The 12,646-nt window shown below is 68.9% G+C and carries 23 protein-coding genes; all 23 read left to right on the top strand.

Translation table 11 applies throughout. The annotated features are described in order from the left end of the window. The first annotated feature begins 43 nt into the window (after positions 1-43). The 23 genes from rplV to HDG68_RS13210 all read left to right on the top strand — a co-directional run bounded on the left by rplV (position 44) and on the right by HDG68_RS13210 (position 12,618). Complete coding sequence (gene rplV, locus HDG68_RS13320) at positions 44-412, top strand: 50S ribosomal protein L22 (RefSeq protein WP_172152875.1); 369 nt, start codon at positions 44-46, stop codon at positions 410-412. Then, on the top strand, positions 412-1,254 hold the full coding sequence (gene rpsC, locus HDG68_RS13315) for a 30S ribosomal protein S3 (protein ID WP_172152873.1): 843 nt from the start codon (positions 412-414) through the stop codon (positions 1,252-1,254). Before rplV ends, rpsC begins: the two co-directional genes overlap by 1 nt. Positions 1,255-1,257: 3 nt before the next feature. Further along, positions 1,258-1,677, top strand: a complete 420-nt coding sequence (gene rplP, locus HDG68_RS13310; protein ID WP_172152871.1) for a 50S ribosomal protein L16 — start codon at positions 1,258-1,260, stop codon at positions 1,675-1,677. Next, entirely contained in the window at positions 1,677-1,916 is a 240-nt protein-coding gene (gene rpmC / locus HDG68_RS13305) for a 50S ribosomal protein L29 (protein ID WP_246253906.1), read from the top strand. Before rplP ends, rpmC begins: the two co-directional genes overlap by 1 nt. A 7-nt stretch (positions 1,917-1,923) precedes the next feature. Further along, on the top strand, positions 1,924-2,208 hold the full coding sequence (gene rpsQ / locus HDG68_RS13300; RefSeq protein ID WP_172152869.1) for a 30S ribosomal protein S17: 285 nt from the start codon (positions 1,924-1,926) through the stop codon (positions 2,206-2,208). A gap of 134 nt (positions 2,209-2,342) precedes the next feature. After that, positions 2,343-2,711 (top strand): 50S ribosomal protein L14, encoded by a 369-nt coding sequence (gene rplN, locus HDG68_RS13295; protein ID WP_172152867.1) that lies wholly within the window; start codon positions 2,343-2,345, stop codon positions 2,709-2,711. 2 nt (positions 2,712-2,713) lie between these two features. Continuing rightward, on the top strand, positions 2,714-3,055 hold the full coding sequence (gene rplX, locus HDG68_RS13290) for a 50S ribosomal protein L24 (protein ID WP_172152865.1): 342 nt from the start codon (positions 2,714-2,716) through the stop codon (positions 3,053-3,055). Next, complete coding sequence (gene rplE, locus HDG68_RS13285) at positions 3,055-3,627, top strand: 50S ribosomal protein L5 (RefSeq protein WP_172152863.1); 573 nt, start codon at positions 3,055-3,057, stop codon at positions 3,625-3,627. Before rplX ends, rplE begins: the two co-directional genes overlap by 1 nt. Position 3,628: 1 nt before the next feature. Beyond that, positions 3,629-3,814: a type Z 30S ribosomal protein S14 gene (locus HDG68_RS13280; RefSeq protein ID WP_013837851.1), complete on the top strand. Its 186-nt coding sequence runs from the start codon at positions 3,629-3,631 to the stop codon at positions 3,812-3,814. Between the two features lie 76 nt (positions 3,815-3,890). Continuing rightward, complete coding sequence (rpsH, locus tag HDG68_RS13275; RefSeq protein WP_172152861.1) at positions 3,891-4,289, top strand: 30S ribosomal protein S8; 399 nt, start codon at positions 3,891-3,893, stop codon at positions 4,287-4,289. Between the two features lie 20 nt (positions 4,290-4,309). Continuing rightward, on the top strand, positions 4,310-4,846 hold the full coding sequence (rplF, locus tag HDG68_RS13270; RefSeq protein WP_172152859.1) for a 50S ribosomal protein L6: 537 nt from the start codon (positions 4,310-4,312) through the stop codon (positions 4,844-4,846). Further along, positions 4,846-5,217: a 50S ribosomal protein L18 gene (gene rplR, locus HDG68_RS13265; RefSeq protein ID WP_172152857.1), complete on the top strand. Its 372-nt coding sequence runs from the start codon at positions 4,846-4,848 to the stop codon at positions 5,215-5,217. The genes rplF and rplR overlap by 1 nt, the downstream gene beginning before the upstream one ends. Before the next feature lie 37 nt (positions 5,218-5,254). Further along, positions 5,255-5,920, top strand: a complete 666-nt coding sequence (gene rpsE, locus HDG68_RS13260) for a 30S ribosomal protein S5 (RefSeq protein WP_172152855.1) — start codon at positions 5,255-5,257, stop codon at positions 5,918-5,920. Further along, positions 5,920-6,102, top strand: coding sequence for a 50S ribosomal protein L30 (gene rpmD / locus HDG68_RS13255; protein WP_172152853.1), 183 nt, complete (start codon positions 5,920-5,922; stop codon positions 6,100-6,102). The genes rpsE and rpmD overlap by 1 nt, the downstream gene beginning before the upstream one ends. A 2-nt stretch (positions 6,103-6,104) precedes the next feature. Beyond that, on the top strand, positions 6,105-6,581 hold the full coding sequence (gene rplO / locus HDG68_RS13250) for a 50S ribosomal protein L15 (protein WP_172152851.1): 477 nt from the start codon (positions 6,105-6,107) through the stop codon (positions 6,579-6,581). Between the two features lie 338 nt (positions 6,582-6,919). After that, a complete protein-coding gene (secY, locus tag HDG68_RS13245) occupies positions 6,920-8,218 on the top strand; it encodes a preprotein translocase subunit SecY (RefSeq protein WP_172152849.1) in 1,299 nt (432 codons plus the stop codon). Between the two features lie 80 nt (positions 8,219-8,298). After that, positions 8,299-8,856 carry an adenylate kinase gene (locus HDG68_RS13240; RefSeq protein WP_172152957.1) on the top strand — a complete coding sequence of 186 codons (558 nt, stop codon included), beginning with the start codon at positions 8,299-8,301 and terminating at the stop codon, positions 8,854-8,856. 8 nt (positions 8,857-8,864) lie between these two features. Then, positions 8,865-9,743, top strand: coding sequence for a type I methionyl aminopeptidase (gene map, locus HDG68_RS13235; protein WP_172152827.1), 879 nt, complete (start codon positions 8,865-8,867; stop codon positions 9,741-9,743). A 266-nt stretch (positions 9,744-10,009) separates the two neighbouring features. Further along, complete coding sequence (infA, locus tag HDG68_RS13230; protein ID WP_012877432.1) at positions 10,010-10,231, top strand: translation initiation factor IF-1; 222 nt, start codon at positions 10,010-10,012, stop codon at positions 10,229-10,231. 79 nt (positions 10,232-10,310) lie between these two features. Further along, on the top strand, positions 10,311-10,424 hold the full coding sequence (gene rpmJ, locus HDG68_RS13225; protein ID WP_171246392.1) for a 50S ribosomal protein L36: 114 nt from the start codon (positions 10,311-10,313) through the stop codon (positions 10,422-10,424). 183 nt (positions 10,425-10,607) lie between these two features. Beyond that, on the top strand, positions 10,608-10,982 hold the full coding sequence (rpsM, locus tag HDG68_RS13220) for a 30S ribosomal protein S13 (protein WP_172152825.1): 375 nt from the start codon (positions 10,608-10,610) through the stop codon (positions 10,980-10,982). 80 nt (positions 10,983-11,062) lie between these two features. After that, on the top strand, positions 11,063-11,467 hold the full coding sequence (gene rpsK / locus HDG68_RS13215; RefSeq protein WP_172152824.1) for a 30S ribosomal protein S11: 405 nt from the start codon (positions 11,063-11,065) through the stop codon (positions 11,465-11,467). 140 nt (positions 11,468-11,607) lie between these two features. After that, on the top strand, positions 11,608-12,618 hold the full coding sequence (locus tag HDG68_RS13210; protein WP_172152823.1) for a DNA-directed RNA polymerase subunit alpha: 1,011 nt from the start codon (positions 11,608-11,610) through the stop codon (positions 12,616-12,618). Positions 12,619-12,646: the final 28 nt, after the last annotated feature.

Below are 12,646 nucleotides of genomic sequence, written 5' to 3'. Positions count from 1 at the left end.
CGGCGTCGACCCCGACGGTCTGAGAAAAGGAAGCAGGACAGCAATGGAAGCCAAGGCGCAGGCGCGGTTCGTCCGTGTCACGCCCCAGAAGGCCCGGCGCGTCGTGGACCTCATCCGTGGCAAGCAGGCCGCCGAGGCCGTCGCGGTGCTGAAGTTCGCGCCGCAGGCCGCGAGCGAGCCGGTCCGCAAGGTCGTCGAGTCCGCTGTGGCCAACGCACGGGTGAAGGCCGACCGCGCGAGCGAGCGCTTCGACGAGACCGACTACGTGGTCTCCGAGGTGTACGTGGACGAGGGCCCGACCCTCAAGCGGTTCCGTCCGCGTGCTCAGGGGCGTGCCAGCCGGATCCTCAAGCGCACCAGCCACATCACCGTGGTCGTCGCACCGCGTGAGCAGAAGGAAGGGGCCCGATAGTGGGGCAGAAGATTCACCCGCACGGGTACCGCCTCGGCATCACCACCGACCACCGGTCGCGCTGGTTCGCCGACAGCACCAAGCCTGGTCAGCGGTACCGCGACTACGTCCGCGAGGACGTCGAGATCCGCAAGCTCATGAGCACCGGCCTCGAGCGGGCCGGCATCTCCAAGGTCGAGATCGAGCGCACCCGCGACCGCGTCCGCGTGGACATCCACACGGCGCGTCCGGGCATCGTCATCGGCCGGCGCGGTGCCGAGGCCGACCGCATCCGCGGCGAGCTCGAGAAGCTCACGGGCAAGCAGGTCCAGCTCAACATCCTCGAGGTCAAGAACGCCGAGATCGACGCGCAGCTGGTCGCACAGGGCATCGCCGAGCAGCTCGCGAGCCGCGTCTCCTTCCGTCGCGCCATGCGCAAGGGCATCCAGTCCGCGCAGCGCGCCGGCGCGAAGGGCATCCGCGTGCAGGTCGCGGGTCGCCTCGGCGGTGCCGAGATGAGCCGGTCGGAGTTCTACCGCGAGGGTCGTGTGCCGCTGCACACGCTGCGCGCGAACATCGACTACGGCTTCTTCGAGGCCCGGACGACGTTCGGCCGCATCGGCGTGAAGGTCTGGGTCTACAAGGGCGACCTCACCGAGAAGGAGTTCGCCGCGCAGCAGGCCGCCGCCGCTCCCCGTCAGGGCCGTGGTGGCCGTGGTGGCGAGCGTCGCGGTCCGCGTCGCAACGACCGCAACGAGCGTCAGTCGCAGCCGAAGCAGTCCGCTGCCGAGGCGCCCGCAGCGTCCGACGCGCCGGCCCCGGCCGACCAGGCCGCGGCCCCCGAGTCCGGAACGGAGGCCTGAGTCATGCTGATCCCGCGCAGGCTCAAGCACCGCAAGCAGCACCACCCCAAGCGCTCCGGCGTGGCCAAGGGTGGCACCACGATCTCGTTCGGCGACTACGGCATCCAGGCTCTCGAGCCCGCCTACGTCACGAACCGCCAGATCGAGGCTGCTCGTATCGCGATGACCCGCCACATCAAGCGTGGCGGCAAGGTCTGGATCAACATCTACCCGGACCGCCCGCTGACCAAGAAGCCCGCCGAGACCCGCATGGGTTCCGGCAAGGGCTCCCCGGAGTGGTGGGTCGCCAACGTCAAGCCCGGCCGCGTCGTCTTCGAGTTGGCCGGTGTCCCCGAGGACTTGGCACGCGAGGCCCTGCGCCGCGCGATGCACAAGCTTCCGATGAAGTGCCGTTTCGTGGTGCGCGAAGGTGGTGCGAACTGATGGCTATCGGTACCCAGGGCCTGGCCCCCGCCGACCTCGACGGCTTCGACGACGAGACCCTCGTCGCGAAGCTCAAGGAGTCGAAGGAAGAGCTCTTCAACCTGCGCTTCCAGGCCGCCACCGGCCAGCTCGAGTCGCACGGCCGCCTCAAGGCGGTCAAGCGCGACATCGCGCGGATCTACACGGTCCTGCGCGAGCGCGAGCTCGGCATCCGTACGGCCCCGAGCGTGAGTGAGTGAGGCACTGATGAGCGAGAACACCGAGACGGTGACCACCGAGGAGCGGTCGACCCGCAAGGTGCGCCGTGGCTACGTCGTCAGCGACAAGATGGCCAAGACCATCGTCGTCGCCGTCGAGGACCGCGTGAAGCACCCCCTCTACGGCAAGGTCATGCGCCGCACCAACAAGGTCAAGGTGCACGACGAGCAGAACACCGCCGGCATCGGCGACCTGGTCGTCATCATGGAGACCCGCCCGCTGTCCGCGACCAAGCGGTGGCGCCTGGTGGAGATCCTCGAGAAGGCGAAGTAAGACAGACCTTCCCCGGTGGGGGCGCGGTGTGACACACGTATGCGCCGGGTCCCCACCACAGCAACTATCCGTTCGGCCAGGCTCGCCCGGGACAGCCCGGGCCGAGAACCAGCTCGACGACAGGAGATCAATCGATGATCCAGCAGGAGTCGCGACTGCGGGTCGCCGACAACACGGGTGCCAAGGAGATCCTCTGCATCCGCGTTCTCGGTGGCTCCGGCCGTCGCTACGCCGGTATCGGCGACACCATCGTCGCCACCGTCAAGGACGCGATCCCGGGCGGCAACGTGAAGAAGGGCGATGTCGTCAAGGCCGTCATCGTCCGGACCGTCAAGGAGCGCCGTCGTCCCGACGGTTCCTACATCAAGTTCGACGAGAACGCCGCCGTGATCCTGAAGAACGACGGCGAGCCCCGTGGCACCCGTATCTTCGGCCCGGTCGGCCGTGAGCTGCGTGACAAGCGGTTCATGAAGATCATCTCGCTGGCCCCGGAGGTGCTCTGACCATGGCGAAGATCAAGAAGGGCGACCAGGTCCAGGTGATCGCTGGTCGCGACAAGGGCAAGACGGGCCGCGTGCTCGAGGTCCTGACCGACACCGACCGTGTCGTCGTCGAGGGCGTCCAGCGCGTGACCAAGCACGTGAAGGCCGGCCAGTCGGCGCGCGGCACCCGCACGGGTGGCATCGAGACGGTCGAGGCCCCGATCCACGTGTCCAACGTGATGCTGGTCGACCCCGAGACCAAGAAGCCGACCCGCGTGGGCTTCCGCCTCGAGGAGGTCGAGCAGGACGGTCGCACCCGCACGGTGCGCGTCCGCTACGCCAAGCGTTCCGGGAAGGACATCTGATGACCGACACCACTCTCGAGGCACCGGCGCTGCCGCGCCTCAAGCAGAAGTACCGCGAGGAGATCGTCGCGGCGCTCCGCGAGGAGTTCGGCCACGAGAACCTCCACCAGGTCGCCGGTCTGACGAAGATCGTCGTCAACATGGGTGTCGGTGACGCCGCCAAGGACTCGAAGCTCATCGAGGGCGCGATCCGCGACCTCACGGCGATCACGGGTCAGAAGCCGGCGATCAACCGGGCGAAGAAGTCCATCGCGCAGTTCAAGCTGCGCGAGGGCATGCCGATCGGTGCGCACGTCACGCTGCGCGGCGACCGCATGTGGGAGTTCCTCGACCGGCTGCTGTCGATCGCGCTGCCGCGCATCCGCGACTTCCGCGGTCTGAGCCCGAAGCAGTTCGACGGCCACGGCAACTACACGTTCGGTCTCACGGAGCAGTCGATGTTCCACGAGATCAACCAGGACAAGATCGACCGTGTCCGCGGTATGGACATCACGATCGTGACCACGGCGACGACCGACGACGAGGGCCGCTCCTTGCTGCGCCGTCTCGGTTTCCCCTTCAAGGAGAACTGATATGGCGAAGAAGGCCCTGATCAACAAGGCGAACGCCAAGCCGAAGTTCGCCGTGCGTGCCTACACCCGGTGCCAGCGGTGCGGTCGTCCGCACTCGGTCTACCGCAAGTTCGGCCTGTGCCGGATCTGCCTGCGGGAGATGGCCCACCGCGGTGAGCTCCCCGGCGTCACCAAGAGCAGCTGGTAAAACCACTACGCCGCAGGTCCGTGCGGTGCTCGGCGAGCACCGCACGGATACCCCGGCGAGGAAGGGCTAGAGCCCGATGACTATGACCGACCCGATCGCAGACATGCTGACGCGTCTGCGCAACGCGAACTCGGCGCACCACGACACGGTCACCATGCCGTTCTCGAAGCTGAAGTCGCGCATCGCGGAGATCCTGCAGGCCGAGGGGTACATCGCCGGCTGGACCGTCGAGGACGCGACGGTGGGGCAGAACCTCACCCTCACCCTCAAGTACGGCCCGAGCCGTGAGCGCGCGCTGACCGGCGTGCGCCGCGTGTCCAAGCCCGGCCTGCGCGTCTACGCGAAGTCCACCAACCTGCCCAAGGTCCTCGGTGGCCTCGGCGTGGCCATCCTGTCCACCTCCTCCGGCCTCCTGACCGACCGTCAGGCGCAGGACAAGGGTGTGGGCGGCGAGGTCCTCGCCTACGTCTGGTAATCCGGAAAGGAGAGACGCCAATGTCTCGAATCGGCAAGCTCCCCGTTCCGGTCCCGTCCGGCGTGGAGATCACCATCAGCGGCGCGCTCGTGACGGTCAAGGGCCCCAAGGGGACCCTGGACCACACGGTCGCCGCCCCCATCACCGTCGAGCAGAACGACGGCACCCTCTCGGTGCGTCGTCCTGACGACGAGCGCGAGTCGCGTGCGCTGCACGGTCTGACCCGCACGCTGCTGTCCAACATGATCGTCGGCGTGACGCAGGGCTACGAGAAGAAGCTCGAGATCGTCGGTACCGGTTACCGCGTGGTGGCCAAGGGGCAGGACCTCGAGTTCGCCCTCGGCTTCTCGCACCCGGTGAAGGTCTCCGCCCCGGAGGGCATCTCCTTCGCGGTCGAGAGCCCGACGAAGTTCTCCGTGGCCGGCATCGACAAGCAGCAGGTCGGCGAGGTCGCGGCGAACATCCGCAAGATCCGCAAGCCCGAGCCGTACAAGGGCAAGGGTGTGCGGTACGCCGACGAGGTCGTCCGTCGCAAGGTCGGAAAGGCTGGTAAGTGATGGCTCTCAAGGTTCTCGGCAAGGGCAAGAGCGTCGCTCGTCAGCGTCGTCACCTTCGCCTGCGCAAGAAGATCAAGGGCACCACGGCGCGTCCGCGCCTCGTCGTGACCCGCTCGTCGCGTCACATGGTGGCGCAGGTCGTGGACGACACGGTCGGCAAGACCGTCGCGTCCGCCTCGACGCTCGAGGCCGACCTGCGTGCGATGGACGGCGACAAGACCGCCAAGGCCCGCAAGGTCGGCGAGCTCGTCGCCGAGCGTGCGAAGTCTGCCGGTGTCGACGCCGTGGTCTTCGACCGTGGCGGCAACAAGTACCACGGTCGGGTGGCTGCGGTCGCCGACGGCGCGCGCGAAGGCGGTCTGGCGCTGTGATGACGACCACGTTCGCACGGAAGATGAGGATCCTCTGATGGCTGCAGGGCAGCGCAACACCGGCGCCCCCCAGGGCGCCAACGAGTCCAAGAACGACGGTCGCCGTTCCAACCGGCGCGACGACCGCCGCGGCAACAACCGCGGTGACGACAAGAACGCCTTCGTCGAGCGCGTGGTGACGATCAACCGCGTCGCCAAGGTCGTCAAGGGCGGCCGCCGCTTCAGCTTCACCGCGCTGGTCGTGGTGGGCGACGGCGACGGCACCGTCGGTGTCGGCTACGGCAAGGCCAAGGAGGTGCCCTCGGCGATCGCCAAGGGTGTCGAGGAGGCGAAGAAGAACTTCTTCCGCGTCCCGCGCATCCAGGGCACCATCCCGCACCCCATCCAGGGCGAGGAGGCTGCCGGCGTCGTGTTCCTGCGCCCGGCCTCCCCGGGTACCGGTGTGATCGCCGGTGGTCCGGTGCGCGCCGTGCTGGAGTGCGCCGGCATCCACGACGTGCTGAGCAAGTCGCTCGGCTCGTCGAACGCGATCAACATCGTGCACGCCACCGTCGCGGCCCTCAAGGGCCTCGAGGAGCCGGCCGCCGTGGCCGCGCGCCGTGGTCTGCCGCTCGAGGACGTGGCTCCGGCCCCGCTCCTGCGCGCGCAGGCCGCCGGTCTCGCCGCGAAGGCCGACAAGGCCGACGAGAAGGTGGGTGCGTGATGGCTCGACTCAAGGTCACCCAGGTCAAGTCCGCCATCGGCGGCAAGCAGAACCAGCGTGACACGCTGCGGACCCTCGGCCTCAAGCGGATCGGCGACATCGCCGTGAAGGAGGACCGTCCGGAGATCCGTGGCATGGTCACCACGGTGGCGCATCTCGTCACCGTCGAGGAGGTCGACTGATCATGGCCGACAGCACCCAGGACAAGGGCGCGCAGTCGCAGCCGCTGAAGGTCCACCACCTGCGTCCGGCCCCCGGCGCCAAGAAGGCCAAGACCCGTGTGGGTCGTGGTGAGGCGTCGAAGGGCAAGACGGCAGGTCGCGGCACCAAGGGCACCAAGGCCCGCTACCAGGTGCCGGTGGGCTTCGAGGGCGGGCAGATGCCGCTGCACATGCGTCTGCCGAAGCTGCGTGGCTTCAAGAACCCGTTCCGCGTCGAGTACCAGGTCGTGAACCTGGACAAGCTCGCCGCGCTGTACCCGGAGGGGGGCTCCGTCACGGTCGACGATCTCGTCGCCAAGGGCGCGGTCCGCTCCGGCCAGCCGGTGAAGGTGCTCGGCACGGGTGAGATCACCGTCAAGCTGGACGTCGCGGTCGACGCGATCTCCGGCTCCGCCAAGGACAAGGTCCTGGCGGCCGGCGGTTCGGTCTCGGAGGACTGAGTCCCAACCACGGGGCCGGTGGCGCGACGCGCCACCGGCCCCGTGCGCTGTCCGGGGCGGACGTGACGGAGCCCCGGACGCGGCGTGGATCACGCCCGGTACGTCCGATCTGCTAGGTTCGATCGGACCATCGTGGTCCAGGTCACGTGCGAAGGCACGTAGAATCCGTCACGGTCCGCACCGCGCGCGGCGTGCGCGGTGGGTCGCCGGCAGACGCCGGCCGGACCACGACCGAGTCGGTGCGTCGGCGCCGCGGGACGGCCCGCAGCGTGGACGGACCTCATCTCGCCGGTTCCACCGGCGGCACGACACCCCGCCGTGGCGGGTCAGGAGGATAGGTGCTCAGCGCATTCGGCCGGGCTTTCCGGACACCGGACCTGCGGCGCAAGCTGCTGTTCACGATCGCGATCATGTCGCTCTTCCGCGTGGGGTCGTTCATCCCGACGCCGGGCGTGGACTACGCGAACGTCCAGCAGTGCGTGGCGGCCCAGGAGGGCAGCACGTCGTTGCTGGGTCTCGTCAACACGTTCAGCGGTGGCGCGCTCCTGCAGCTGTCGGTGTTCGCCCTCGGGATCATGCCGTACATCACGGCCAGCATCATCACGCAGCTCCTGCGTGTCGTGATCCCGCGGTTCGAGGCGCTGCACAAGGAGGGCCAGTCGGGTCAGGCCAAGCTGACGCAGTACACGCGCTACCTGACCATCGCGCTGGCGATCCTGCAGTCGACGACGATCATCACCACGGCCCGCACGGGGCTGCTGTTCCCCGGCTGCCCGGTCGACGTCGTCGTCGACGACAGCTTCATGACCGCCTTCCTCATGGTGGTCACCATGACCGCCGGTACCGGCCTGGTCATGTGGCTCGGTGAGCTGATCACCGAGAAGGGCATCGGCAACGGCATGTCGCTGCTGATCTTCACCTCGATCGTCGCCAGCTTCCCGACGGCCCTGTGGTCCATCGCCGGTGGCGCGAACGGCCCGCTGAACTTCATGATCATGATCGCCGTGATCGTCCTGGTGATCGGCATGGTCGTCTACGTGGAGCAGTCGCAGCGCCGGATCCCGGTGCAGTACGCCAAGCGCATGGTCGGCCGCCGGATGTACGGCGGGACGAGCACCTACATCCCGATCAAGATCAACATGGCCGGCGTGATCCCGGTGATCTTCGCGGCGTCGATCCTCGCGATCCCGGCGCTCCTCGCGCAGTTCGGCGACCAGACGGCCGGCTGGGTCATCTGGATCTCGAACAACCTCGCCCAGCAGGACCAGCCGATCTACATCGCGGTGTACGTCCTGATGATCGTGTTCTTCGCGTTCTTCTACACCTCGATCACGTTCAACCCGGACGAGGTCGCGGACAACATGAAGAAGTACGGGGGCTTCATCCCCGGTATCCGCGCCGGCCGGCCCACGGCCGAGTACCTGGACTACGTGATCACCCGCATCACGTCCGCCGGCGCCCTGTACCTCGCCATCGTCGCGCTCATCCCGACGCTGGTGCTGGTGTTCCTGGGCGTGACCACGAACATCCCGTTCGGCGGGACGTCGATCCTCATCATCGTCGGCGTCGGCCTGGAGTTCGTGAAGCAGGTCAACTCCCAGCTCCAGCAGCGACACTACGAAGGGTTCCTCCGTTGACCGAGTCGAACACCCCGACCACCCGCCGCGAGCTGCACGGCTCCCCGAGCGCCGAGGGCCGTCTGACGCGCCTGGTGATCATGGGGCCGCAGGGCGCCGGCAAGGGTACCCAGGCCGCCCGCCTGGCCGAGCTCTTCGGCATCCCCACGATCTCGACGGGCGACATCTTCCGCGCGAACATCGCCGGCGGCACGGACCTGGGCAAGCTCGCCCAGGAGTACTCGGCGAAGGGCGAGCTGGTCCCGGACGAGGTGACGGACTCGATGGTCCGGGACCGCCTGGCCGAGGACGACGTCCGCGGCGGGTTCCTCCTCGACGGCTACCCGCGCAACGCGCACCAGGTCGAGGCCCTCGACCAGATCCTGGGCGACCTCGACTGGGAGCTGGACGGCGTCGTGGAGCTCACCGCCGACCGCGACGAGCTGCTCGCCCGCATCGCCAAGCGGGCGGAGCTCGAGGGCCGCGAGGACGACACCCCGGACGCGATCGCGCGTCGCCTGGACATCTACGACGCCGAGACGGCGCCGCTGACCGCCGCCTACGCCGAGCGCGGGCTCCTGGCGCGGGTGGACGGCATCGGGGAGATCTCCGAGGTCACGGACCGCGTCGTGGCGGCCCTCGCGCAGCAGCTCGGCTGAGGAGTCCCGTGTTCCGCTCCCGCCCCCGCCTCGAGCTCAAGTCCCGCGAGCAGGTCCTGCTCATGCGGCGGGCCGGGCTGGTGGTGGCGGACACGCTGGCCGCCGTGCGCGACGCCGCGCGGCCCGGCACGACGACGGCGGAGCTCGACCGGGTGGCGGCGGACGCCATCGCGTCGGCGGGCGCCACGCCGTCGTTCCTCGGCTACCAGGGGTTCCCGGCCACGATCTGCGCGTCGGTGAACGACCAGGTCGTGCACGGCATCCCGGGGGACCGGATCCTGCACGCCGGCGACCTGGTGTCGATCGACTGCGGCGCGGTCGTCGACGGCTGGCACGGGGACTCCGCGGTGACGTTCCTCGTCGGTCCGAACGGTGCGATGGACGACGACGCCGAGCCGGCGGCCGCCGTCGCCGATCCCGGCGACGCGCGGCTCTCGCGCGCCGCCAGGACGGCGATGTGGGCCGGCATCAGCGCGCTGGCGGGCGCCCGGCGCGTCGGCGAGGTCGGCGATGCGGTGGAGACCGCCGTGGAGCTGGCGGGGGAGATCGACGGTGCCGGGTACGGCATCGTCGAGGAGTACACAGGGCACGGGATCGGGACGGCGATGCACCAGCCGCCCGACGTGCTGAACTTCCGCGCCTCCGACCGCGGTCCGCGGGTCCGGCCGGGCCTCTGCCTCGCCGTCGAGCCCATGGTCACCCGCGGTGGTGCCGCGACCCGTGTGCTCGCCGATGACTGGACCGTCGTCACCACCGACGGGTCCCGCGCCGCGCACTGGGAGCACACGGTCGCGGTGCTGGAGGACGGCATCGCGGTCCTGACGGCGCACGACCTGGGCACCGCCGGGCTGGCGCCGTTCGAGGTGCAGCCGGTCGCCCTGGGCTGAACGAGCGTGGATGAGACGAACCCGCGCCGAGGTGTGACGCAGAGCGGGTTGCCCTTCCGTGCCGATGGAGTACGATGGTCTGTCGGGTGTAGTCCGTTCGTGAGCCCTCCCTGTCGTCCCGGTCTCCGGGGTCCGGCAGGCCGTCGGCCAGGGAGCGGAAGCACGCGATCCACGTCCCCGACGCTCTCCCCGTGGTCTTTCCGCGGCCGGGCCGAGGCGCGTGGCAGCAGTCCGTCGAAAGACACAGACGAGAGTTAGCGGAGGACATGGCAAAGAAGGACGGTGTCATCGAGATCGAGGGCAGCGTGATCGAGGCCCTGCCGAACGCGATGTTCCGCGTGGAGCTGGCCAACGGTCACAAGGTTCTCGCGCACATCTCGGGCAAGATGCGTCAGCACTACATCCGGATCCTCCCCGAGGACCGGGTGGTCGTCGAGCTGAGCCCGTACGACCTGTCCCGTGGCCGGATCGTCTACCGCTACAAGTAGTCGTCATCCCCCACCCGATCGACATCGCCACCCGGACGGAGCGGCCCACGGCCGGTCCTGAGGTGGCGGAGGAACACTGATGAAGGTCAAGCCGAGCGTCAAGAAGATCTGCGACCAGTGCAAGGTGATCCGCCGGCACGGTCGCGTCATGGTGATCTGCTCGAACCAGCGCCACAAGCAGCGCCAGGGCTGAATCACGAGCACGACCCCGCACCAGGTCCACGGACCGGCGCGGGCAGCGCACCACCACGAACCTCGACCTCCCGCTCCGACGGGCACGGCGAGGGGAACCCTCGGTCCAGGGGCCGGGGCCCGCGGTCCTCGCGGGAAGGCGGTGCGGAAGACCTCTGGACGAAGCACAGGAGCCGGAAGACACATGGCACGTCTTGTCGGCGTCGACCTCCCCCGCGAGAAGCGGGTCGTGGTCGCGCTCACCTACATCTACGGCGTCGGACGCACCCGCGCCGAGCAGGCCGTCGCGGCGACGGGGATCTCCCCGGACCAGCGCGTGAAGGACCTCGGCGACGCCGAGCTCGTCGCGCTCCGCGACTTCCTCGAGGGCAACTACCAGCTCGAGGGTGACCTCCGCCGCGAGGTCGCGGCCGACATCCGCCGCAAGGTGGAGATCGGCACCTACCAGGGTCTGCGTCACCGTCGCGGGCTGCCGGTGCGCGGTCAGCGCACCAAGACCAACGCGCGTACCCGCAAGGGCAAGAAGCGCACCGTCGCGGGCAAGAAGAAGGCCCGCTGACGTCAGCAGTCCGTGGAGCGGGTCAGCACCGCTGACCTCCGCCCCGGTCCGACGACCTCAGACCAGGAGTATCAACGCACATGCCTCCCAAGACTCGCGCCACCGCCGCGCGCAAGCCGCGTCGCAAGGACAAGAAGAACGTCCCGCACGGCCAGGCACACATCAAGAGCACGTTCAACAACACGATCGTCTCGATCACCGACCCGTCGGGCGCCGTGATCTCGTGGGCGTCCGCCGGCCACGTCGGCTTCAAGGGCTCCCGCAAGTCCACGCCGTACGCCGCGCAGCTCGCCGCCGAGTCGGCCGCGCGCCGTGCGCAGGACCACGGGGTCAAGAAGGTCGACGTCTTCGTCAAGGGCCCGGGTTCCGGTCGTGAGACCGCCATCCGCTCCCTGCAGGCGACCGGCATCGAGGTCGGCTCGATCCAGGACGTCACCCCCCAGGCGCACAACGGCTGCCGCCCCCCGAAGCGTCGCCGCGTCTGACCTCGTGGACCGGCCGGCCCCGACGGGCCGGCCGGTCCGCACCCTGCCCGGACGGGTGGACCGAGTCCCGCCCGGGGCCGCGCCAGAGCGCGGATCCGTGATGCGTCATATAGCGGACGCACACTGAAAGGACCAACACAGTGCTCATCGCACAGCGCCCCACGCTGACCGAAGAGGTCATCTCGGACTACCGTTCGCGGTTCTCCATCGAGCCGCTGGAGCCGGGCTTCGGCTACACGCTCGGCAACTCCCTGCGCCGGACGCTCCTGTCGTCCATCCCGGGCGCGGCGGTCACCTCCATCCGCATCGACGGTGTGCTCCACGAGTTCACCACCGTGCCGGGGGTGAAGGAGGACGTCACCGAGATCATCCTCAACATCAAGAACCTCGTGGTCTCCTCCGAGAACGACGAGCCGGTCGTGATGTACCTGCGCAAGCAGGGCGCCGGTGCGGCGACCGCGGCGGACATCGTGCCGCCGGCGGGTGTCGAGGTGCACAACCCCGACCTGCACATCGCCACGCTCAACGACGAGGGCACGCTCGAGATCGAGCTGACCGTCGAGCGGGGTCGTGGCTACGTGTCCGCCGCGCAGAACAAGACCCCGGACGCCGAGATCGGTCGGATCCCGGTGGACTCGATCTACTCGCCGGTCCTGAAGGTCACCTACAAGGTCGAGGCGACCCGTGTGGAGCAGCGCACGGACTTCGACAAGCTGATCGTCGACGTCGAGACCAAGCAGGCCATCGCGCCGCGGGACGCGCTCGCGTCGGCCGGCAAGACGCTCGTCGAGCTCTTCGGCCTGGCCCGGGAGCTGAACGTCGAGGCCGAGGGCATCGAGATCGGTCCGTCCCCAACGGACTCCGCGCTGGCTGCCGACCTGGCGCTGCCGATCGAGGAGCTCAACCTCACCATCCGCTCGTACAACTGCCTCAAGCGCGAGGGCATCCACCAGGTCGGTGAGCTCGTCGCGCGCAGCGAGGCGGACCTGCTCGACATCCGCAACTTCGGTGCGAAGTCGATCAACGAGGTCAAGGAGAAGCTCGCGGAGCTCGGCCTTGCTCTCAAGGACTCCCCGCTCGACTTCGACCCGTCGGCGGCGCAGTACTTCGGGGACGACGAGACCGCGTACCCGGACGAGCAGACGTACTGACGTACCGCGCCCGCTGCGGCACCGATCG

Origin of the sequence: Isoptericola chiayiensis (assembly GCF_013149805.1) — a bacterium.
In the GTDB taxonomy this organism is placed as follows: domain Bacteria; phylum Actinomycetota; class Actinomycetes; order Actinomycetales; family Cellulomonadaceae; genus Isoptericola; species Isoptericola chiayiensis.
Note: the sequence above shows the minus strand (reverse complement) of the source record. Positions and strands in the feature narration are given on the sequence as shown.